The sequence below is a fragment of the Streptomyces sp. NPDC111606 genome (assembly GCF_055656945.1).
This window is the reverse complement of sequence record NZ_JBVKBY010000009.1, coordinates 20,485-41,793: the sequence shown is the minus strand read 5'-3', so window position 1 is coordinate 41,793 and position 21,309 is coordinate 20,485. Positions and strand designations below refer to the sequence as shown.

Here is a 21,309-nt window from a genome sequence, read left to right as displayed (position 1 = left end):
GACCCGCCCGCGTCCTCAGCCGGCGTTCGGGCCCAGGGGGAGCCGGATCCCGGGTTCGATGTCCTCGTGCCGTTCGACCACGGCGGCACGCTTGTGCGGCTTCGTCTGCTTGCCGCAGAACGCGGACTCCAGCGTGCCCATCATGGAGTTGAGGACCGTGCCGTTGTTGGAGGTGTTGGCGAGCGCGGCGAGGCTGCGCCTGCCGTCCTTGGAGGCGAACGCGTACGTGTAGTAGCCCTGCACGGCGCCCGTGTGGCCGTACACGGAGACCCCGCACGACAGATCGCGGCGCCGCAGCCCCAGCCCGTACGACTGCACACCGCCCGCCGGTACCCAGCGCTGCATCTGGGCCAGCTGGGCCCGGGAGGTGAGCCGGCCGCCGAGCAGCGCCGACAGGAACGTGTTGAGGTCCCGTGTGCTGGAGATGACCGCGCCCGCGCTCTGCGCCCAGGACGCCGTCTGCTCGGTGGCGTCGACGAGCGCCGCGCCCGCCGTGTCCGGCGTGAGGTAGCCGCGGGCGTGACGCCCGGGGATCTTCCTGCCGGGGTGCACGTAGAAGGTGTCGCGCAGCTTCAGCGGTTCGATGATCCGGTTCCGGTACTCGGTGCCCACGGAGTGCCCGGTCAGCTTCTCGATGAGCATCCCGGCGACGACGAAGTTGGTGTTGGAGTAGGAGTAGGCGCCGCCCAGCTTCGTGGTCCGCGGCTTGCTCAGGGACCGGTTCATCAGCTGCCGGTACGTGAACACCTTGGTGCGGACCGCCTCGAAGCCGGGGACAGTCCGCGCGAACATCTCGTTGGTGTAGTCGTGCAGGCCGCTGCGGTGGCTGAGCACATGCCGCACCGTGATGCCGCCGTCGGGCAGCAGCCCCGGCAGATAGCGGTTGACCGGGGCGTCCAGCTGCAGCCTCTTCTCCTGGGCCAGTTGCAGCAGGACGACGGCCGAGAAGGTCTTGGTGACGCTGCCGATACGGAACCGGTCGGCGTTGTTGATGGCCCGCCCCGACTTGCGGTCGGCGACGCCCACCGCCGCCCAGTGGGCGGAGTCGCCGTCGTCGAGGCGCGCGATCGCACCGGGTGCGCCCTGCTGCCGCGCCGTGCGCAGGACGTTCCAGATGCCGGTGACGTCCGGGGCGGGCAGGGCCGCCGCCTTGGCTTCGACCGCGGCGGCGCCGGGCTGCCCGGGCGCGGCGTGGGCGGGAACCGCCAGGAGCGACACCAGGGCCGCCACCGCCGTACCTGTGACCACCGTTGCTGAGACCATCCGGATTCCTCACGTTTCTGTCGATGTGCTGCTCATACGAGAACGATCAGCTTCGCGCGGGGCAACCCTCTCGCATCGCGTCAGATCGCCACAGACGACGCACAGTTGGACAGGCGGGGATCACCGGGTGGGAGTCCTTCAGCGGTTCCTCAGGGAATCCTGCTTCTTTTATTGACGGCGGAAAATAACCCCTCTAGGTTCCGGGCATGTCCTCGATCCGCGGTGCCGAGACGTTCCCGGCGAACACGCCGGCCGCCTCGCAGATCTTCACCACCGTCCTGAGTCATGGGCCGCTCACCCGCCTGGAGGTGGCCCGGCGTGCGGGACTGTCCCCGGCCGCCGTCACCAAGGCGGTGCGGCCCCTCATAGAGGCCGGCTACTTGGTGGAGGACGCGGACGAGACGGCCCGGCCCGCGCTCGGCCGCCCCGCGAACCCCGTGCGGGTCGACGGGGGAAGGGCGCTGTTCATCGGCATCAAGGTGACCGGCGACGAGGTCATCGCCGTCCTCACCGACCTGTGCTGCCGTATCCGCGTCGCCCGTCACGCCCCGCTCCCGGACCGGGAGCCCAAGCGCGTGCTGGCCTCGGTCGCCGAGCTGGCGGGCGAACTGCTCGCCGAGGCCGGCGACTCGGGCGTGCCGGTCCTCGGCCTCGGGATCGCCGTCTCCGGTGACGTGGACCGCGGCGCCGGAGTGGTCCGCTACTCCCCTTTCCTGGAGTGGCGGGACGTGCCCCTCGCCGAACTCGCCGCCGCGACCACCGGATTGCCGGTCACCGTCGACAACGACGTACGGGCCCTGACCGTCGCCGAGCAGTGGTTCGGCGCCGGTGTGGGGCTCTCCGACTTCGCCGTGGTGACCGTCGGTGCCGGCATCGGCTGCGGCCTCGTGGTGCACGGCAGGGTGGTCGCCGGGGCGCACGGTGTGGCCGGGGAGATCGGGCACGTGACCGTCGACCCGGCCGGCCCGCCCTGCCACTGCGGCAACCGCGGCTGTGTGGAGGCCATCGCGGGGGACGCCGCGATCGTCAGGCGGATCCGCGAGACCACCGGCGTCGAGGTCACCGACACCGCAGAGGCCGTGGCCCTCGCCCACCGCGGTGTCGCCGGAGCGCGCGAGGCCTACGCGCGCGCCGGTGAGGCGATCGGACGCGGCATCGCCACCGTGGCCAACCTGCTCGGCCCCGAGCGGGTGATCATCTCCGGCGAGGGACTCGCCGCCTACGACCTGTTCGCCGAACAGATCCGCGACGCCTTCGCCGCGGCCGCGTTCGGCTCCGCCGACCGGTGCGACGTACAGACCCGCCCGCTGCCCTTCGAGGAGTGGGCGCGCGGGGCCGCGGCCACCGCGATCCAGTCCTTCATCAGAGCCGACGACCAGCCCCAGAACCGCTGAACCAACCCCGGGAGGTACGACCCATGAGGTCATCCTCGTACTCCGTCATGCCCGCACGCGCCCTGAGAGCCGTGGTGGTCCTGGCCCTCACCGCCGGTGTCACGGCCGCCGTCCCCGCCGCACAGGCCGAGACGCCCACGCCCCCGGCCGCCTCGGCCCCGACCGTGGCCGCCAAGCCCTACATGGGCTGGACGAGCTGGACCATGCAGTCGTCGAAGTACCCGGGCCTCAACCCGAAGGGCGACTACAGCTACCTGTCCGAGGCCAACGTCACCAAGCAGACCGACGCCATGGCCGCCAAGCTGAAGAAGTACGGCTACGAGTACGTCAACATCGATGCCGGCTGGTGGATGGACTGGTCCTGGAAGTCGCAGTTCGACGAGTACGGCCGGCAGAAGGCCGACCCGGTGCGGTTCCCCAGCGGCATGAAGGCCGTCGCCGACCGCATCCACTCCAAGGGCCTCAAGGCAGGCATCTACCTGCCGGTCGGCCTGGAGAAGGGGGCGTACAACGACGGCAAGAACCCGATCTGGAACGCCGACGGCTGCACCACCGGCGACATCGTCCACGACGACCTGCGCACCACCAACGGCTGGGACAGCGCCTACAAGATCGACTTCTCGGACCCCTGCGCCCAGAAGTACATCGACTCCCAGGCCCAGATGTTCGCCGACTGGGGCTACGACTTCCTCAAGCTCGACGGCGTGGGCCCCGGCTCCTTCAAGAGCGGCGACAACTACAACAACGTCGCCGACGTGGCCGCATGGCAGAAGGCCATCAAGACCGCCGGCCGCCCGATCCACCTTGAGCTGTCCTGGTCCCTCGACTACGGGCACGTCGAGGACTGGAAGAAGTACTCCAACGGCTGGCGCATCGACACCGACGTCGAGTGCTACTGCAACACCCTGGTCACCTGGGAGAACTCGGTCGACGATCGCTGGGACGACGCCCCGGCCTGGACCGCCCAGGCCGGACCCGGTGGCTGGAACGACCTCGACTCCCTCAACGTCGGCAACGGCGAGATGGACGGCCTCACCAAGGCCGAGCGGCAGAGCTACGCCACCCTCTGGGCGATAGCCAAGTCCCCGCTCTTCACCGGCGACGACCTCACCAGACTCGACTCCTACGGCCTGTCGCTGCTGACCAACCGCGAGGTCATCGCGCTCAACCAGAGCAGCGCCCCGCCCGCGAAGCCCGTCACCGCCTCCGACCCGCAGCAGGTGTGGGCCGCGAAGAACCCGAACGGCACTTACACCGTCGCCCTGTTCAACCTGTCCGACGCGCCCGCGTCGGTCACCGCCAACTGGTCGACCCTCGGCTTCAAGGGCAAGGCTTCGGTGCGCGACGTGTGGAACAAGGAGAACCTCGGCTCCTACACCGACAAGATCACCCAGGCTCTCCCGGCGCACGGCTCCCGCCTGTTCACCGTCACCCCGCGCGGCACCGACCTCGCCTGGACCGCCCACGAGGCCGAGGCGGGCACCCTGAGCGGCAACGCCTCCGTCGCCGACTGCTCCGCCTGCTCCGACGGCCGCAAGGTCGGCAACCTCTACACCGGCGGCAAGCTGACCCTCGACGACGTCGTGGTCCCCAGGGCCGGCACCTACCAGATCAAGGTCGCCTACGTCAGCGGTGACGCCCGTTCGATCTCCATCTCGGCCAACGGAGGCGGCGGCACCTCGCACAAGTTCGCGTCCACGGGCGACTGGGGCACGGTGAACAGCGTCCACGTGCCGGTGAAGCTGAAGGCCGGGGCCAACACGATCACGTTCGACAGCGGGACCGGCTACGCGCCGGACATCGACCGGATCGACGTACAGAAGTCTCTCTGACCTCCCTCCATCGGGGCCCGGCCGCGCGCCGGGCCCCTGCCCAGACGCATCCGGAGCCCCGCATGAACACCAGCCCGAACGAGCCGAGCCGAAGAGCCCTCCTCTCCCTCGCCACCACCGCGGGCCTCACCGCCGCCCTCGGCACGCTGCCCACGTTCACCGCCTCCGCCGCTCCTGTGCGCCCCGCCGAAGTCCCGCTCCCTGCCGACGCCTCCCGCGAGCGGCTGTGGTGGCGGGCCCCGGGCGACGAGGGCTCACCCATCGAACAGGGCCTGCCCCTGGGCAACGGCCGCATCGGCGCCCTCGCGAGCAACGACCCCGGCCGTGAGCTCCTCCTGATCACCGACGCCACCATGTGGACCGGCGGCCTCAACGACACCCTCGACCAGGACGGCCAGTTCCCCTACGGCCGCTCCGACTTCGGCTCCTTCACGCTGCTCGCCAGGCTCACCGTCGACATCCCCGACCACGACCTCGGCACCGTATCCGGCTACCGCCGCACCCTCGACCTGGCCCAGGGCCTGGTCACCAGCTCCTACGTCCGCTCCGGCGTCACCTACCGGCGCGAGATGTACGCCAGCCACCCCGACGACGTCATCGTCCTGCGCTTCACGCAGAGCGGCGGCGGCCGCTACACCGGCTCCATCACCCTGACCGGCACCCACGGGGAGAAGCCGACCGCCGCCGAGTCGTTCGGCGCGGCCCTCCCCAACGGCCTGCGCTACGGCGCCGCCGTGAAGGCCCGCGGCAGCGGCGGCAAGGTCACCGTCAACGGCACTCGTATCGACTTCTCCGGCTGCAAGGACCTCACCGTGGTCGTCAGCGCCGGCACCGACTACGCCCCCGACGCCGAGGCCGGTTTCCGCAACCCCTCCCTCGACCCGGAGGGCCTCGCCCGTACGAAGGTCCGCGCCGCCGCCGCGGAATCCGCCGACGCCCTGCGGCGCACCCACGTCGCCGACTACCGCGCCCTGTACGGACGACTCGGCCTCTCCCTCGGCACCTCCACCGACGCGCAGCGCGAACTGGACACCTGGGAGCGCCTGCACGCCCGCACCCGCGATCCCGAGCCCGACCCGGAACTGGAAGCGGCCTACCTCCAGTACGGCCGCTATCTCATGATCACCAGCTCGCGCGACAGCCTGCCGATGGGCCTCCAGGGCCTGTGGCTGGACGGCAACGACCCGGACTGGATGGGCGACTACCACACCGACATCAACATCCAGATGAACTACTGGATGGCCGACCGCACCGGCCTGTCGCCCTGCTTCGACGCCTTCACGGACTACTGCCTCGCCCAGCTCTCCTCCTGGACCGACACCACCCGTCGCCTGTTCAACGACCCGCGCAACCGCTACCGCAACTCCAGCGGCAAGAACGCCGGCTGGGCCGTCGCCTTCTCCACCAACCCCTACGGCGGCAGCGGCTGGTGGTGGCATCCGGCGGGCAACGCCTGGCTGTGCACCACCCTGTGGGAGCACTACGAGTACACCGGGTCACGCGAGTACCTGAAGAAGATCTACCCGCTCCTCAAGGGCGCGTGCGAGTTCTGGGAGGCGCGGCTGCTCACCGTCACCCTCCCCGGCACCTCGAAGGAGGTGCTCGTGGACGACCGCGACTGGTCTCCCGAGCACGGTCCGCAGGACGCCAAGGGCATCACCTATGCTCAGGAAGTCGTGTGGACACTGTTCGGGAACTACTGCACCGCGGCCGCCGAACTCCGGCGGGACACCGACTACGCGGATACGATCGCCGCACTGCGCAGAAAGCTGTACCTGCCGCAGGTCAGCCCGACCACCGGCTGGCTGGAGGAGTGGATGTCGCCCGACAATCTCGGTGAGACCACGCACCGCCACCTGTCCCCGCTGATCAACCTGTTCCCCGGCGACCGCATCCGTCCCGACGGCTCCACCCCGGCCGAGATCGTCGCCGGCGCCACCGCCCTGCTCACCGCGCGCGGCATGGAGAGCTTCGGCTGGGCCAACGCCTGGCGCAGCCTGTGCTGGGCCCGCCTGAAGAACGCGGACAACGCCTACCAGCTGGTCGTCAACAACCTCCGTCCGTCGACCGACGGCAGCAACGGCACCGCGTTCAACCTCTTCGACATCTACGAGGTGGAGCGCGGCCGGGGCATCTTCCAGATCGACGCCAACTTCGGAACCCCGGCCGCGATGGTGGAGATGCTGCTGTACTCCCGGCCGGGCCACGTCGAGCTCCTGCCGGCGCTCCCCGACGCCTGGGCCGACTCGGGCCATGTGCGGGGCGTCCCCGCGCGGGGCGGCTTCGAGGTCGACCTGCGCTGGCGCGACGGACGCCCGGTCGAGGCCCGGATCCACAGCGTCGGCGGCCGCACCACGACGGTCGCGTACGGTGATGTGTCCCGCACGGTCACCCTGCGGCCCGGCGCGTCGGTCACGCTGAAGGACTTCGCCGAGTGAGGGCCGGGCTCCCCCTGGCCGCCGTCCTGCTGACGGTCGTCGCCTGCCAGTCGCCGCCCGCCGAGGCGACCGCCGACGCGAGCGGCGTCGTCACCTGGGCGGCGAGCGCCGACCGCATGGCAGACGGCGTCGCCGGCCGCAGCTACCGGCTCGTCGTGCACACCAGCGTGGGCGGCACGGACACCCGGATCCGGCTCTCCAATGCCTTCGGGGACCGGCCGACGACCTTCGACAACGTCTACGCGGGCATCCAGAAGCAGGGCGCCGAGCTGCGGCGCGGCAGCAACCGGCGGCTGAGTTTCGGCGGTGAGCGCTCGGTCACCGTGCCGGCCGGCGAGACCGTGTGGAGCGACCCGCTGCCCGGCAGGCTGCCCGCCGCGACCAACCTCGTCGTCAGCCTGCACAGCCCGGACGCGGGCGGCCCGGCGACCGGCCACTGGATGGCCATGCAGTCGTCGTACGCGACCCAGGGCGACCGCACCGCCGAGGAGGGCGGCGCCGCCTGGACCATCCCGACCGGTTCCTGGTTCTATCTCGACGCCGTCTCCGTGCGCGCCCGCGCGGGCACCGGCGCGGTGGCCGCGCTCGGGGACTCCATCACCGACGGATGGCAGTCCACCACCGACCTGAACCGCCGCTGGCCCGACTACCTGGCCCGCCGACTGCAACGCTCGGACACGGCGGTGAAGGGCGTGGCCAACGAAGGCATCTCCGGGAACAAGGTCCTTGCGGACGGCCCCGGAGAGAGCGCGCTGAACCGGCTGGAGCGGGACGTTCTGTCCCAGCCGGGCGTGCGGACCGTGTTCCTCTTCCAGGGCGTGAACGACATCAAGGCCCACACCGGTGTCACGGCCGACGACCTGATCGAGGGTTACCGCGAGATCGTCGACCGGGCGCACGCGGCCGGCAAGTGCGTCGTCGGCGCGACCGTCGCCCCCTTCAAGGGCTGGCACGAATGGGACCCGGCCGGCGAGGCCGTACGCCAGGAGGTCAACGACTTCGTCCGCACCAGCGGCGAGTTCGACGCCGTCACCGACTTCGACCGCATCCTGCGCAGCCCCTACGACCCCGCGCGGATGCTGCCCGCCCTCGACGGCGGCGACCACATCCACCCCAACGACAAGGGCATGCAGGCGATGGCCGACGCCGTCGACCTGACCGCCCTGGACTGCGACGACGCCACCCGCTGACGTGCACGAGGGGCGTCAGCCCACCGCCTCCTCGCGGGTGATCAGGCCCTCCCGATAGGCGATCGCCACCGCCTCGGTACGGCTCGCGGCGCCCAGCTTGGCGAGGATGTTGGAGACGTGGACGCTCGCCGTCTTGCCGGTGATGTACAGCTCCTCGCCTATCTGCCGGTTGCTGCGGCCGAGGGCGAGGAGCCGCAGCACGTCCTGCTCGCGGGCCGTGAGCGGAGAAGAGCGGTCGGCAGGGGTGTCCGCCAGGCGGCCCCGGCGGATCAGGGCGTCCACGCGCTCCAGCAGCAGCGTCGCACCGAGCCGGGCCGCCGTCTCCCGGGCCGCCCGGGCCTCGGTGGCCGCCGCCTCGCGCTCGTCCGCCGCCAGCAGGGCCTCGGCGTGACGCAGTCGGCAGCGTGCCCGCTCGTACTCGTCGCCGTAGTCGAACGCCGCCACCGCCTGCGCCCACGCCCGCACGTCCGGGCCGGACACCGTCCGTGCCCACTCCGCCTCCGCGCGGGCCAGCCACGCCATGCCTTCCGGGCCCTGAGGCCTGCCGTCCCCGCCGCGTGCGGCCGTCGCCCGCGCCAGCTCGACCAGTTCGGTCGCCGTGTCCGCCCAGCGGCGCAACCCCGCCTCGTCACCGGCAAGGCGCAGCTCGGCCGCCCGGTCGCCGACCGCGGACAGCGCGAGGGCGGCCAGCCGGACCGTGGCGTCGGGAAGCGTCCCCGCGTCGTCGGTGAGCGCCGCGACCGAGGACCGCATCCGCTCCACCGCCGCCTCCACGTCGCCGCGCCACGCGGCGGCGTCGGTGAGCGCAATACCCGCGATGAGCGTGCCCATCCAGTCGAAGTGACCCGCCAGCAGGGCGCGGGCCTGCTCGACGGCCGCGAAGTCACCGCGCGCGAGAGCGACGTACAGCGCGGGACCGGCCGTGTATCCGCCCGCCGCGGGCAGCACGTCGGCGTCTGCCGCCGCCACGCTCAGGCACTCGTCCCAACGGCCCAGCGTGTACAGCACGAGCAGCCGCAGGTACCGCATCTCCAGCGGATACAGCGAGGACAGCAACCCGGCACGCCGGGCCCGGTCCAGCCCTTCCGTCAACCAGGGCAGCGATTCCTCCAGGTCCCCGGACTCGTAGCAGCCGACGGCGAGGCTGAACAGGGCACGCATTTCCACCGGGGCGTTGCCCGAACGCCGCGCCAGATCCCGGGCCTCGCGCAGCCGTTCACGACCCTGCGGTGTGCGCCGCCCGCCGGCCTCGAGCACGGCCAGCGAGATGAGCAGGTCCGCCCGGGCGTCCGTCACCTGGAGTTTCTCGGCCGTGCGCAGGGCTTCGCGGGCGACCCGCAGGGCGGTCTCCTTCTCCCCGACGTGGCGGGCCGCCAGGACATGCGTGGCCGCCGCCCACACCCACGTCCGCGACGGGGGCTCCGCCGGGATCAGCGCGAGCGCCTCGCTGCTGTAGGCGAAGGCCGCCGTCAGACTGTCGACGCCGAGCAGGTTCCCGGCGAGCGTGTAGCGCACCCGAGCGGCGAGTTCGGCGTCGGTGTCCTGGCCGACGCCCGCGAGCGCGGAGCGGGTGAGGGAGACCGCGCGGTGCGACTCCCCGGCGTGCGCGGCGGCGGCCGACGCGCGCAGCGTGAGCGTCACCCGGTCGGTGCCCTCGCCCGACGGCCGCGCGGACGGCTCCACCGACGACCACAGGTCCAGGGCGCTCTCCAGGTGCCGTAGCTCCTCGGCGGGCGCGCCGACCCGGTGCGCCTGGTCGGCGGCCTCCAGCGAGGCGGCCAGGGCCTCGGCCAGATCGTGGCTCTCGCGGTAGTGGTGGGCCCGCTCCGCCGCCGTCTCGTCCGGCCGGCCGCGTCCGGCGAGCAGCCGGGCGAACGCACCGTGCAGCCGCGCCCGTTCACCGGGCAGCAGATCCGCGTACACCGCCTCACGCGCGAGCGCGTGCCGGAACGCGTACGTGTCGCCGTCGCCCGACACGAGCAACTGCCGCCCCACTGCCTCACGCAGCGCCGACTCCAGCTCCTCCTCCGGAATCCCCACGGCACCCCGCAACAGGTCGTGCTCGACGCGACGCCCCGCCACGGCGGCCGTACGCAGCACCTGCTGGGTGGTGTCGGACAACTGCTCGAACCGGATGAGGAGGACGTCGGCCAGCCCGCTGGGCACCCCGCCGGCCTCGGTGTCCGTCGCCGCGACCAGTTCCTCGGCGTAGAAGGCGTTTCCCTCGGCCCGCTCGACGATCCGCCGGACCGTGCTGTCCGGCAGCGGCCGCTCCTGGACGGCGCGCACCAGCCGGGCCACCTCGGTGTCGGCCATCGGGCGCAGCTCCAGCCGCTCCACGACGGGCAGGCGCACCAGTTCGGCCAGCAGCGGCCGCAGCGGATGCCGCCGATGCAGGTCGTCCGCGCGGTACGACGCGAACACGGCCAACCGATGCGCGGGCGCCCCACCCGCCTGCCGCTGCAGGAGCCCACGGCTCAGCAGGAACCGCAGCAGATCCCTCGACGACTGGTCGGCCCAGTGCAGGTCCTCCAGCACCAGCAGCACCGGCGCTACGTCCGCCAGATCGGCCAGCAGTCCGGCGACGCCCTCGAACAACCGCAGCCGGTCATTGACGGCGTCCGTGCCGCCCCCCAACAGCCGTCCGACCACCGGATGCGCGGCGAGGACGTCCGTGAACCGCTCGTCACCGGCGAGCACTCCCAGCACCTCGGTGAACGGCAGGTACGGCAGCCCGACATCGCCGAGATCGACGCAGTGCCCGGTGAGGACGACCATCCCGTCCCGGGCCGCCCGCCCGGCGGCCTCGTCCAGCACCCGGGTCTTGCCCACCCCGGCGTCCCCGGCGATCAGGACGGCCCGGGCCTCACCGTCCCGGGCCCGCTCCAGCGCCGTGAAGAGGCGAGCGAGCTCGCCGTCCCGCCCGATGAGCGGCGTGGTGAAAGAGGTCTGCGACACGCATACATCCTGTCACTCACCACCGACAACGCTTCTGCCCGTCAGGCACGCAACGTCTTCGCCCAGTCGTCCGGCACCCGCCCCGCGGGCCCCGGCGTCGGCTGCTCGGCCGGATGACTCCCGGGTGCCGCAAGCTCGGGCCCCGACTCGTACATGTCGTTCGTGTCGTAGTTCCAGTACCAGCTCTCACCCGGCTCGAAGCTCTGCACGAAGGGATGTCCGGTCTCTTGGAAATGTGCCGTCGCATGCTTCGCGGGCGAGCTGTCACAGCACCCCACATGCCCGCACTGCGCACACCGCCGCAGATGGAACCACCACCCGCCGGCCGCGTCGCAGTCCCCGCACCCACTGCCGCTCGGCGGCACGTTCGGATCGATGCCGTTGACGTCGTTCATGAAGCCTCCTCGGACATGAGTGGAAGCAGGACCTGGAAGCGTGTGTCGCCCGGTTCGGACTGCACCTGGATCGTGCCGTGGTGTTTGTTGGTCACGATCCGCCAGGAGATGTCGAGCCCGAGCCCGGTGCCCTCACCCACGGGCTTCGTCGTGAAGAACGGATCGAAGATCCGCCCCCTGTTCTCCGCCGGGATGCCGACGCCCGTGTCACGGAACTCCACCAGCAGCCGGTCGTGATCCGGAGCAGTCCGCACGGTCAGCGTCCCTTCGCCGCCCGCGCTGTTGATGGCCGAGACGGCGTTGTCGATCAGGTTCGTCCACACCTGGTTGAGCTCCGCCGGATACGCCGGGACCCTTGGGAGCGTACGGTCGTACTCCTTGACGACCTTGATCTGCGGGCCGATCTTGCCCGACAGCATCAGCAGGGTGCTGTCGAGGAGTTCGTGCACGTCGGCGTTCTGGAAGGGCGCGCGGTCGAGCTGCGAGTACTGCTTCGCGGCGTCCACGAGATGCGAGATGCGGGTGGTCGAGTCGTTGATCTCGTCCATCAACAGCTCGGTCTCGACGGTGTAGTTGAGCCATCCGATCGCGCTCGGCAGGATCTCCTCGTCCACGGCCGCCGCGACCTGGTCCAGCCAGTCCACGTCGAGACCGGCCTGGACGAAGGTGGGCGCGATCCGCCAGCCCTCCTGGATGCCCTGGTCGTCGAGCCAGTCGCTGAGCGCGTCCTCCCGGTCGGCGGCCTCCAGCGGGCTCAGCGTGGGCGCCTTGGCGACTCGCTCGGCGGTGCGTTCCTGGATCTCGATGAGGTTGGCGATGACCTCGGGGGAGTACGAACCCTGCGTGATGATGGCGAGCTTGTGCCGCATCTTGCCCACGCGTTCGCGCAACGTGGCGGTCGCCCGTACGGCAGCCGCGGCGGGGTTGTTGAGCTCGTGCGTGAGCCCGGCGGACAACGAGCCGAGCGCCAGCAGCCGTTCGCGCTGCCCGATGGCCTGCTGGGTGCTCTTCGAACCGAAGAAGAGCCCCTCCAGCAGATGCACCGCCATCGGGAACCACTCCTGCATGATCTGCGCGAAGGTGTCCGCGGGCAGCACGAAGAACCGCGTCGGCTCCGTGACACGCATGGAGTTGTTGTAGACCTGCCGCACCCGGTCACCCAGATACGCCTGCATGGACCCCGCGTACACCCCGCGCTGCGAGGTCCGCGTCACCTCAACGTCGTCCCCGGCGACCCGGCGGGACAGCACGACGGTGCCCTCGATCATCACGTAGAAGCAGGTCGAGGGGTCACCCTCGGTGTACACGGGCCCGGGCTCGAAGTACTCCACCCGCCCCTCGGCGCACAGCCTGCCGAGCTGCTCGGGGGTGAGCTTCTCGAACAGGAACAGGGACCCGATCTCCTGGGCGTTGCACGGCATCGACTGCCCGCTCATGACTGCTCCAGATAGCGGTGGACGAGCATGACGGCCATGGCTCCCTCTCCGACGGCGGACGCGACGCGCTTGGCGGACTCGGAGCGCGCGTCTCCCGCCACGAACACGCCGGGGACGTTGGTCTCCAGGTGGTACGGCGGCCGGTCCAGCTCCCAGCCGGCCGGCGGTCGCCCGTCGGACGACAGGTCGGGCCCGGCGAGGATGAACCCGCGCTCGTCCCGCAGCACCGTCTCGTCCAGCCAGTCGGTCAGCGGGGCAGCGCCGATGAACACGAACATCCACTGGGCGTCGACGAGTTCGGTCCCCCCGTGGTCCACGTCGCGCAGCGTCAGCTGCTCCAGGTGGTCGGAGCCGTGCGCGGACTCCACGACCGTCCGGGCCCGCACCGAGATGTTCGGCGCCTCTTCGATCTGCTGGACCAGGTAGTACGACATGGACGCCGACAGGGACTCGCCGCGGACCAGCAGCGTCACCGACTTGGCGCCCCGCGCCAGGTACATCGCCGCCTGCCCGGCGGAGTTGGCGCCGCCGACGATGTACACGTCCTGGCCCTGGCAGGCGGGCGCCTCCGTGAGCGCCGACCCGTAGTACAGCCCGCGGCCGGTCAGGTCGTCGCAGCCGGGCGCCGCCAACTGCCGGTACGACACCCCGGTCGCCAGGATCACGCTGTGCGCGGCGACCGCCGAGCCGTCCGAGAACCGTACGATCCGGGCGGCCCCGCTGACCTCCAGTCCCGTCACCTCGCGCGCGGTGAGGATCTCGGCGCCGAACCGCGCCGCCTGCCGCCGGGCCCGGTCGGTGAGCTGGGCCCCCGACACGCCGTCCGGGAAGCCGAGGTAGTTCTCGATCCGGGAGCTCTGCCCGGCCTGCCCGCCTGTCGCCGACCGCTCCACCAGCACGGTCCGCAGCCCCTCGGACGCCCCGTACACGGCCGCGCCGAGCCCGGCCGGTCCGCCGCCGATGACGACGAGGTCGTAGAAGTCGGCCGTCGGCATCGTGGCCAGCCCCACCTTCGAGGCCAGCTCGGGCGCCTCGGGCGCCACCAGGGGCGTCCCGTCCGGCGTGATCACCAGCGGCAGCCGCTGCCCGTCCTGCTCGGCGGCGGCCAGCAGCCGCCGGCCCTCGGGCTCGTCGGCAGAGTACCAGCGGTACGGCACCTGGTTGCGGGCCAGGAACTCCCGCACCTCCGAGGAGCGCGCCGACCAGCGGTGGCCGACGACCTTGGTGCTGGGCACCGGCCGGTAGTCGCTGCGCCGCCACGCCTCCAGCAGGTCGTCCAGGACCGGGTAGAGCTTCTCCTCCGGCGGATCCCACGGCTTGAGCAGGTAGTGATCGAGATCGACGACGTTGATCGCGTCGATCGCCGCGCTCGTGTCCGCGTACGCGGTCAGCAGCACGCGGCGTGCGCCGGGATAGACGTCCAGAGCCTGTTCGAGGAACTCGATGCCGTTCATCTGGGGCATGCGGTAGTCGGCCAGGATCACGGCCACGAGATCGCCGCGCAGCTTCAGCTCGCGCAGCGCCTGCAGCGCGGACTCGCCGGACTCCGCGCGCACGATCCGGTGCGACTCGCCGTAGCGCCGCCGCAGGTCGCGGGCGACCGCCCGGGACACTCCCGGGTCGTCGTCCACGGTCAGGATGACGGTCCGCGCTGCGTCGGACGCCTGTGCCATACGTCTCCCACCCCGGGCTTCGCGTTCACGGCGCGGCGGCGAGCGTCAGGAGGCGCGGTCGCCGAGCCGACTTTCGGCCATCGTATGTTCGATCCGCCCGCTTCGCTCAGGTATGCGGGCGCCCCCGCGCTCAGGCGCGCCGTGGGCCGAGCACGCAGAACTCGTTGCCCTCGGGATCCGCCAGCGTGACCCACGGCTCCTCGCCGCTCTGCCCGACATCCGCGTGGCGCGCGCCGAGCGCGAGGAGGCGGGCGACCTCCGCCTCCTGGTCGTCGGGGCGGAAGTCGAGGTGGAGACGGTTCTTGACCGTCTTGCCCTCCGGGACCGGCCCGAAGATCAGGCCGGGCAGCCGCTCCGGCGCGGGCCGGATCTCGAACTCGTCGGCCGAGTCGTTCAGCACGACCCAGCCGAGAGCCGCCGCCCACCAGCGGCCGAGGGCCACGGCGTCGGCCGCGTCGACGTTCACCTGCTCCCACTCCAAAGCCATGGGTGCAGGGTAGTGAAGACTGTGGTTCGAGGGACGTGACCGCGACACGAGGAGGCAGCCGGAATGACGCGCCCGATCACGGCAGGGGTGGACGGATCGGAGGAGAGCCTCGCCGGGCTGGCCTGGGCCGCCCGCGAAGCAGTCCGCCGGGGGCTCCCCCTGCGGGTGGTGCACGCCTGGCGGTTCCATGCGCACGACGCAATCGACGCGGGGGACGAGGGCACCCAGGCACAGTGGGTGCGCGACGGACTGGCCGAGGCGGCCCGCACCGTCACCGAGCGGCACCCGGGCCTGGACGTGACCACCGACATCGTCGAGGGCCCGCCCGCCGAGACGCTCATCGCGGCCGCGGGCGAGGCCGAAATACTGGTGCTGGGCTCGCGCGGCCACGGCCGGGTCGTCGGGTTCCTGCTGGGCTCCGTCGGGCAGCAGGCGATCGCCGGGGCCACGCGGCCCGTTGTGCGGGTACGCGCCGGGGACGAGCCGTCCGGCGAGGCCGGCGGGCGCGAGATCGTCGTGGGCCAGCAGGGCGACCCCGAGGACAGCGCCGCCGCGCTGCGGTTCGCCTTCGAGACGGCCGCGGCGCGTGGCGCGACCGTGCGCGCCGTGCGGGCCTGGACCCTGCCGCCGCTGTTCGCCTACAGCCCGGGCTCCCTGAAGCTCCTCGACGAGGCCGGGGGACTGGAGCCGTACGAGAAGAAGGCGCTGGGCGAGGCGCTGCGGCCGTGGCGGGAGCGCTTCCCCCACGTCCCCGTCGTCGAGCACGTCGAGATGGGCAGCGGCGGGCAGGTGCTGCTGTCGGTCTCCGGGCGGGCCCAGCTGATGGTCGTGGGGCGTCGTGCCCACCGCACTGCCGTGGGCGCCCGGATCGGCTCGGTGGCGCACGGCATGCTGCACCTCGCGGACTGCCCGGTGGCCGTGGTGCCGCACGACTGAGTCAGCCGGACATCAGTCGGACGTCGTCGGCTGCAGCGTCTCCCGTGCCTTGGGCAGGATGTGCGTGATGTAGTCCTCGACCACCCCGTCCAGGCCGATGTCGTGCTGCGCCTGCTCGCACAGGTACCAGCGGTGTTCGAGCAGTTCGTGGTAGATCTCGGCCGCGTCCATGGAGCCGCGCAGCTCCAGCGGCACGGCCCGCACGGTGGGGCGGAAGACGTCCCGCACCCAGCGGTGCGCGAGCACCTCGGGGCGGGCGCCGAGGGGGTCGCCCGGGGCGTAGTCGTCCTGGGTGGCCATCCAGCTCTCCAGGTCGTTCAGGAGGCGTCGGGCCTGGTTCTCCTCGGTGTCCAGGCCCGTCAGGCGCAGCAGTTGCCGTTGGTGGTGGCCGGCGTCGACGACCTTGGGCACGAAGGTGACCGTGTCGCCGTTCGTGGCGTGCTCGATCTGCATCTCGGCCACGTCGAAACCGAGGTCGTTCAGTCGCCGTATCCGGCGCTCTATGTAGTGGTACTTGCCCGCCGGGTACACCGATGTGCGGGTCAGTTCTTCCCACAGGCCGTGGTAGCGGGCGCAGATCTCGGTGCCGAACTCGATCGGGTCCACCGAGGGGTGCAGCGCCCCGGACGCCTCCAGGTCCAGCAGTTCACCGCTGATGTTGACCCGGGCGAGATCCAGGTCGTAGTCGCGCTGGCCGTTGCTGAGCTGCGGGTGCAGATCGCCCGTCTCCGCGTCCACCAGATACGCGGCGTAGGCACCGGCGTCGCGCCGGAACAGCGTGTTGGACAGCGAGCAGTCTCCCCAGGCGAACCCGGCGAGGTGGAGGCGGACCAGCAGCACGGCCAGCGCGTCCATGAGGCGGTGCATGGTCGCCGGGCGCATCGTCGTCTCGAACATCGAGCGGTACGGCATCGAGCCGCCCAAATGCCGGGTGATCAGGACCGACTCCAGGGAGCCGCCGCCGGCGTCGGTGCGGCCGGTGACCACGGCGAGCGGGTCGACGGACGGGATGCCGATGCGGTCCAGGTCGCGCAGGAGCTCGTACTCGCGCAGCGCCGGGCGTTCGGCGAGCTCCTTGACGGCGATCACCTCGCTGCCCGCGCGGGCGTAGCGCACGACGTGCCGGGATATACCGCGCGGCAGCGGGACCAGGATGTCCTCCGGCCACTCCTCCAGCGGCAGCTGCCAGGGCAGTTCCAGCAGGAGCGCGGGGTGCTCCGGGTTCGTCGCGCTGATCTGCAGTGCCATGGGCGTTCGTCCTCGCCTAGCCGTGATCGTCAGCTCACCTTAGAGCGCGCGCTCCCGGGCCTGAAGAGCAGCTTCCTGCACCGCACCACGGTGTACGGGGCCGTGCCCGGGGAGCATCACATCCCCCGTGAGGCCTTCGAGGACGTCCAGCGAGGCCACGGCGCGGGCCCGCTCGCGGTGGAACATGTCGGGCAGCAGCTGCGGTCCCTTGATCCGGGAGGTGGGGTGCCCGCTGACCAGGGCGTCGCCCGAGATCACCACACCGGCGCCGGGCAGATGGTAGGCGCAGTGCCCGTCGGTGTGGCCGGGCGTGTGCACCGGGACGGGCCGGCCGGGCAGGTCCAGCGGGCCTGCCGATGGGAACGGCTCGGGGGAGGTGACCGGGACGTGCGCGGTGCCGCCGGAGCGGATCGCGTGGATCGCCCAGGGCAGGACACCGGGTCGCCAGCCGTTCCTCAGGACCGTCCCGACGCCGACCTGGTGCAGGAACTCCCGGCGCGCGTGCGGTACTTCGGCCTCGTGGAGGTACACGGGCGTGCCGTACATGGTGCGCAGGTACTCGGCGCTGCCCAGGTGGTCGGTGTGTGCGTGGGTGATCAGTACGGCGCCGACGGCCTCCGGTGAACTGCCCACCTCGGCAAGGGAGGCGAGGAGCTTCGGCCGGTCCCCGGGGTAGCCCGTGTCGATCAGCGTGACGGCGTCCCCCTCGGTCAGGATCACCCAGTTGGTGTTGCTGCCGTGCACCAGATAGGTGCCGTCCGCGACTTGCTGCACATCTGCGCGCATGATCGTCCCGCGTGTGAGGTCCGTGCTCGACGGACACAGCAAAGCAGATCGCGGGGCAAGCGTGTTCGGCGGGTCCGGACCGGGATGGGGGCGTGATGAGGCTTTGCCCGGCGGAAGGGCTGCCCCCGGCACCGTCCACCGGAGGCAGCCCCCGCGCGCACCCGAAGCGGCCGCCTCTCCGCCTCAGTGCACGCCGTGCGGGCGGAACTGGATGCTGATGCGCGGTCCCGCGGCGCGCGTGGTCTTCGGAATGGAGTGTTCCCATGTCCGCTGGCAGGAGCCGCCCATCACGATGAGGTCGCCGTGACCCAGCGGCCTGCGCACCGTCTCGCCGCCGCCCCGCGCAGGGCGCAGCAGCAGATCCCGGGGCGCCCCCACCGAGAGGATCGCGACCATCGTGTCCTCGCGCGCGCCCCGCCCGATCCGGTCCCCGTGCCAGGCGACGCTGTCCCGGCCGTCGCGGTAGTGGCAGAGCCCGGCCGTGGTGAACGGTTCGCCCAACTCCTCGGCGTAGTGCGCGGACAGAGCGTCGCGCGCCTCCGCCAGGACCGGGTGCGGGAGGGCGTCGTCAGCGCCGTAGAAGGCGAGCAGGCGAGGTACGTCGACGACGTTGTCGTACATCGTGCGCCGCTCCGCACGCCAGGGCACCTCGGCTGCCAGCTGTTCGAACAGGGCGTCGGCCCCGCTGAGCCAGCCGGGCAGGACGTCGATCCAGGCGCCGTGCCCGAGCCAGGTACGGCGGATCCCGGGGAGGGACCCGAGCCGCAGCTCGTCGGTCTGGTCGAACAGGGAGCCCTGGAGGTGCGTGGCCATGGTTCCAGAGTACCCCTGAATCGAATATCTGTTCCCATAGTTTTTCCCGCTCTTCCTCGCACCCCCTTTGGATACATTCATGTATCGGATACATTCCCGTATCGAATGGAGGTCCGGACATGGCGGTGGAGGGCACGACCAAGCGCGTCACCAGGCGCCGCGTCCGCACGCGCGCCAATCTCCTCGACGCCGCGTTCGCGGTGTTCGCCGCCAAGGGGTTCGGCCGCGTCTCCATCGAGGAGGTCTGCGAGGCCGCCGGCTACAGCAGGGGAGCCTTCTACTCCAACTTCGACAGCCTGGACGAGCTGTTCTTCGCCCTCTACCAGCAGCGCGCGGACCTGATCGCGGAGCAGGTGTCCGGGGCGCTCGCCCTGGACGGGCCCGACCTGGACGTGCCGGCCGCCGTGGACCGGGTGACGGACGTGCTGCTGCTGGACCGCGACTGGCTGCTGGTGAAGACGGACTTCCTGGTGCACGCCGCCCGCGACCCGGCCGTCGCGCGGACCCTGCTGGAACACCGGGCACGACTGCGCGGGGCGATCGCCGACCGGCTCTCCCGCGCACAGGTGCACAGCGCACTGCCCGCCGTACTCGGCGACATCGACGGCGCCGCGCACGCCGTGGTCGCCGCCTACGACGGAGTCACCACCCAACTGCTGCTGGACAAGGACGTCGAGCACGCTCGCGTCTGGCTGGGGCAACTGCTCACCGCGCTGCTCACCGACGGCAGCGACACCACCGCATGAGGACATGAGGAAGGGACGGTCGCCATGGATGCCGACGTCATCGTCGTCGGAGCAGGACTCGCGGGTCTGGTCGCCGCGAGCGAACTGACCAGCCGGGGCCGCAGGGTCGCGCTGGTGGACCAGGAGAACGCTGCCAACCTCGGCGGGCAGGCCTTCTGGTCCTTCGGCGGGCTCTTCCTCGTCGACTCCCCGGAGCAGCGGCGCCTGGGCATCAAGGACTCCCTCGACCTGGCCTGGAACGACTGGCAGGGCAGCGCCCAGTTCGACCGCGTGGACGACGAGGACTCGTGGGCGGTGCGCTGGGCGCGCGCGTACGTGGAGTTCGCCGCCGGCGAGAAGCGGACCTGGCTGGACACACACGGCATCAAGTTCCTGCCCACGGTCGGCTGGGCCGAGCGCGGCGACCTGCGCGCCGACGGTCACGGCAACTCGGTGCCCCGGTTCCACATCGCCTGGGGCACCGGCACGGGGGTCGTGGAGCCTTTCGTCGGGTACGCCAAGCAGGCCGCGCGCGACGGGCTGCTCACCTTCTACCACCGGCACCAGGTCGACGCGCTCGTCATAGCGGAGGGCGCGGTACGCGGAGTGCGCGGCACCGTCCTGGCCGACGACAACTCTCCGCGGGGCGTCGCCTCCAACCGTGACCGGGTCGGCGAGTTCGAGCTGACCGCCCAGGCCGTCGTCGTCACCAGCGGCGGCATCGGCGCCAACCACGACATCGTCCGCCGTCACTGGCCCGAGCGCCTCGGCACCCCGCCCACCGAGATGGTCACCGGTGTCCCCGCCTACGTCGACGGCCGGATGCTCGACATCAGCGCGGAGGCGGGCGTACGGCTGGTCAACCGCGACCGGATGTGGCACTACACCGAGGGCTTGCAGAACTGGGACCCGATCTGGCCCGGCCACGGCATCCGCATCCTGCCCGGACCGTCCTCCCTGTGGTTCGACGCCCTCGGCCGCCGGCTGCCCGACCCGTGCCTGCCGGGCTACGACACCCTGGGCACCCTCAAGCACCTGCGCACGGACGCGGACATCGCCGGCCACGACCACTCCTGGTTCATCCTCAGCCAGAAGATCATCGAGAAGGAGTTCGCACTGTCGGGCTCCGAACAGAACCCCGACATCACCGCCAAGGACCGCGCCGGGTTCCTGAAGGAGCGGGTGCTCGGCAAGGGCGCCCCGGGGCCGGTGGCGGCGTTCGTGCGCAACGGCGCGGACTTCGTGACCGCGCCGAACCTGGAGCAACTGGTCGAGAAGATGAACCAGTTGACGGACAAGCCGCTGCTCGACGCGGAGGGCATCCGGCGCCAGATCGAGGCGCGTGACCTGCAGATCGCGAACCCCTACAGCAAGGACGCCCAGGTGCAGGGCATCCGCAACGCCCGCCGCTATGTCGGCGACCGCCTCGGCCGCGTCGCCACCCCGCACCGCATCCTCGACCCCGCGGCCGGCCCGCTGATCGGCGTCAAGCTGCACATCCTGACCCGCAAGACCCTCGGCGGCATCCAGACCGACCTCGACTCCCGCGCGCTCGGAGCCGACGGGACGCCCATCGACGGCCTGTACGCGGCCGGCGAGGTCGCCGGCTTCGGCGGTGGTGGCGTCCACGGCTACAACGCCCTGGAGGGCACCTTCCTCGGCGGCTGCCTCTTCTCGGGCCGCACGGCGGGACGGGCCGCGGCGCGGCAGACGGCCTGACGGCGGCGTACGGCCC

Annotated in this window: 16 protein-coding genes; 7 read left to right on the top strand and 9 right to left on the bottom strand. The window is 71.6% G+C overall.

Annotated elements, in window-relative coordinates:
* Positions 1-15: 15 nt before the first annotated feature.
* Entirely contained in the window at positions 16-1,263 is a 1,248-nt protein-coding gene (locus ACZ7M7_RS29315) for a serine hydrolase domain-containing protein (protein ID WP_472121792.1), read from the bottom strand.
* Positions 1,264-1,469: 206 nt separating this feature from the next.
* Here ACZ7M7_RS29315 and ACZ7M7_RS29310 point away from each other — a divergent pair, with 206 nt between their 5' ends.
* The 4 genes from ACZ7M7_RS29310 to ACZ7M7_RS29295 all read left to right on the top strand — a co-directional run bounded on the left by ACZ7M7_RS29310 (position 1,470) and on the right by ACZ7M7_RS29295 (position 8,117).
* Positions 1,470-2,657, top strand: coding sequence for an ROK family transcriptional regulator (locus ACZ7M7_RS29310; RefSeq protein ID WP_383625650.1), 1,188 nt, complete (start codon positions 1,470-1,472; stop codon positions 2,655-2,657).
* 23 nt (positions 2,658-2,680) lie between these two features.
* Positions 2,681-4,489 (top strand): alpha-galactosidase D, encoded by a 1,809-nt coding sequence (locus ACZ7M7_RS29305; RefSeq protein ID WP_472121788.1) that lies wholly within the window; start codon positions 2,681-2,683, stop codon positions 4,487-4,489.
* A 62-nt stretch (positions 4,490-4,551) separates the two neighbouring features.
* Positions 4,552-6,927: a glycosyl hydrolase family 95 catalytic domain-containing protein gene (locus ACZ7M7_RS29300; protein WP_472121785.1), complete on the top strand. Its 2,376-nt coding sequence runs from the start codon at positions 4,552-4,554 to the stop codon at positions 6,925-6,927.
* A gap of 26 nt (positions 6,928-6,953) precedes the next feature.
* Positions 6,954-8,117 (top strand): SGNH/GDSL hydrolase family protein, encoded by a 1,164-nt coding sequence (locus tag ACZ7M7_RS29295; protein WP_472122476.1) that lies wholly within the window; start codon positions 6,954-6,956, stop codon positions 8,115-8,117.
* A 15-nt stretch (positions 8,118-8,132) separates the two neighbouring features.
* Here ACZ7M7_RS29295 and ACZ7M7_RS29290 read toward each other — a convergent pair whose 3' ends face one another.
* From ACZ7M7_RS29290 to ACZ7M7_RS29270, 5 genes are all read right to left on the bottom strand, one after another.
* The gene (locus ACZ7M7_RS29290; protein ID WP_472121782.1) at positions 8,133-11,075 is read right to left on the bottom strand and encodes a helix-turn-helix transcriptional regulator; all 2,943 of its coding nucleotides are present in this window, start codon (positions 11,073-11,075) and stop codon (positions 8,133-8,135) included.
* 41 nt (positions 11,076-11,116) lie between these two features.
* A complete protein-coding gene (locus ACZ7M7_RS29285; RefSeq protein ID WP_383611259.1) occupies positions 11,117-11,470 on the bottom strand; it encodes a UBP-type zinc finger domain-containing protein in 354 nt (117 codons plus the stop codon).
* Complete coding sequence (locus tag ACZ7M7_RS29280) at positions 11,467-12,906, bottom strand: ATP-binding protein (protein WP_472121778.1); 1,440 nt, start codon at positions 12,904-12,906, stop codon at positions 11,467-11,469. Before ACZ7M7_RS29280 ends, ACZ7M7_RS29285 begins: the two co-directional genes overlap by 4 nt.
* Entirely contained in the window at positions 12,903-14,579 is a 1,677-nt protein-coding gene (locus ACZ7M7_RS29275) for an NAD(P)/FAD-dependent oxidoreductase (RefSeq protein ID WP_383611253.1), read from the bottom strand. The genes ACZ7M7_RS29280 and ACZ7M7_RS29275 overlap by 4 nt, the downstream gene beginning before the upstream one ends.
* A gap of 130 nt (positions 14,580-14,709) precedes the next feature.
* Positions 14,710-15,066 (bottom strand): VOC family protein, encoded by a 357-nt coding sequence (locus ACZ7M7_RS29270; protein WP_383611250.1) that lies wholly within the window; start codon positions 15,064-15,066, stop codon positions 14,710-14,712.
* A 63-nt stretch (positions 15,067-15,129) separates the two neighbouring features.
* Between ACZ7M7_RS29270 and ACZ7M7_RS29265 the strand changes: the two genes are divergently transcribed.
* The gene (locus tag ACZ7M7_RS29265) at positions 15,130-16,002 is read left to right on the top strand and encodes a universal stress protein (protein ID WP_472121774.1); all 873 of its coding nucleotides are present in this window, start codon (positions 15,130-15,132) and stop codon (positions 16,000-16,002) included.
* Positions 16,003-16,014: 12 nt separating this feature from the next.
* Here the strand turns inward: ACZ7M7_RS29265 and ACZ7M7_RS29260 are convergent, their stop codons facing one another.
* The 3 genes from ACZ7M7_RS29260 to ACZ7M7_RS29250 all read right to left on the bottom strand — a co-directional run bounded on the left by ACZ7M7_RS29260 (position 16,015) and on the right by ACZ7M7_RS29250 (position 18,849).
* A complete protein-coding gene (locus ACZ7M7_RS29260; protein WP_383611244.1) occupies positions 16,015-17,250 on the bottom strand; it encodes a DUF4032 domain-containing protein in 1,236 nt (411 codons plus the stop codon).
* Positions 17,251-17,289: 39 nt separating this feature from the next.
* Entirely contained in the window at positions 17,290-18,036 is a 747-nt protein-coding gene (locus ACZ7M7_RS29255) for an MBL fold metallo-hydrolase (RefSeq protein ID WP_472121771.1), read from the bottom strand.
* 183 nt (positions 18,037-18,219) lie between these two features.
* Positions 18,220-18,849, bottom strand: coding sequence for an alpha-ketoglutarate-dependent dioxygenase AlkB (locus tag ACZ7M7_RS29250; RefSeq protein ID WP_383611239.1), 630 nt, complete (start codon positions 18,847-18,849; stop codon positions 18,220-18,222).
* Positions 18,850-18,968: 119 nt separating this feature from the next.
* Between ACZ7M7_RS29250 and ACZ7M7_RS29245 the strand changes: the two genes are divergently transcribed.
* Positions 18,969-19,595 (top strand): TetR/AcrR family transcriptional regulator, encoded by a 627-nt coding sequence (locus tag ACZ7M7_RS29245; protein WP_383611236.1) that lies wholly within the window; start codon positions 18,969-18,971, stop codon positions 19,593-19,595.
* A gap of 24 nt (positions 19,596-19,619) precedes the next feature.
* Positions 19,620-21,293: an FAD-binding dehydrogenase gene (locus tag ACZ7M7_RS29240; protein WP_472121768.1), complete on the top strand. Its 1,674-nt coding sequence runs from the start codon at positions 19,620-19,622 to the stop codon at positions 21,291-21,293.
* Positions 21,294-21,309 lie beyond the last annotated feature (16 nt).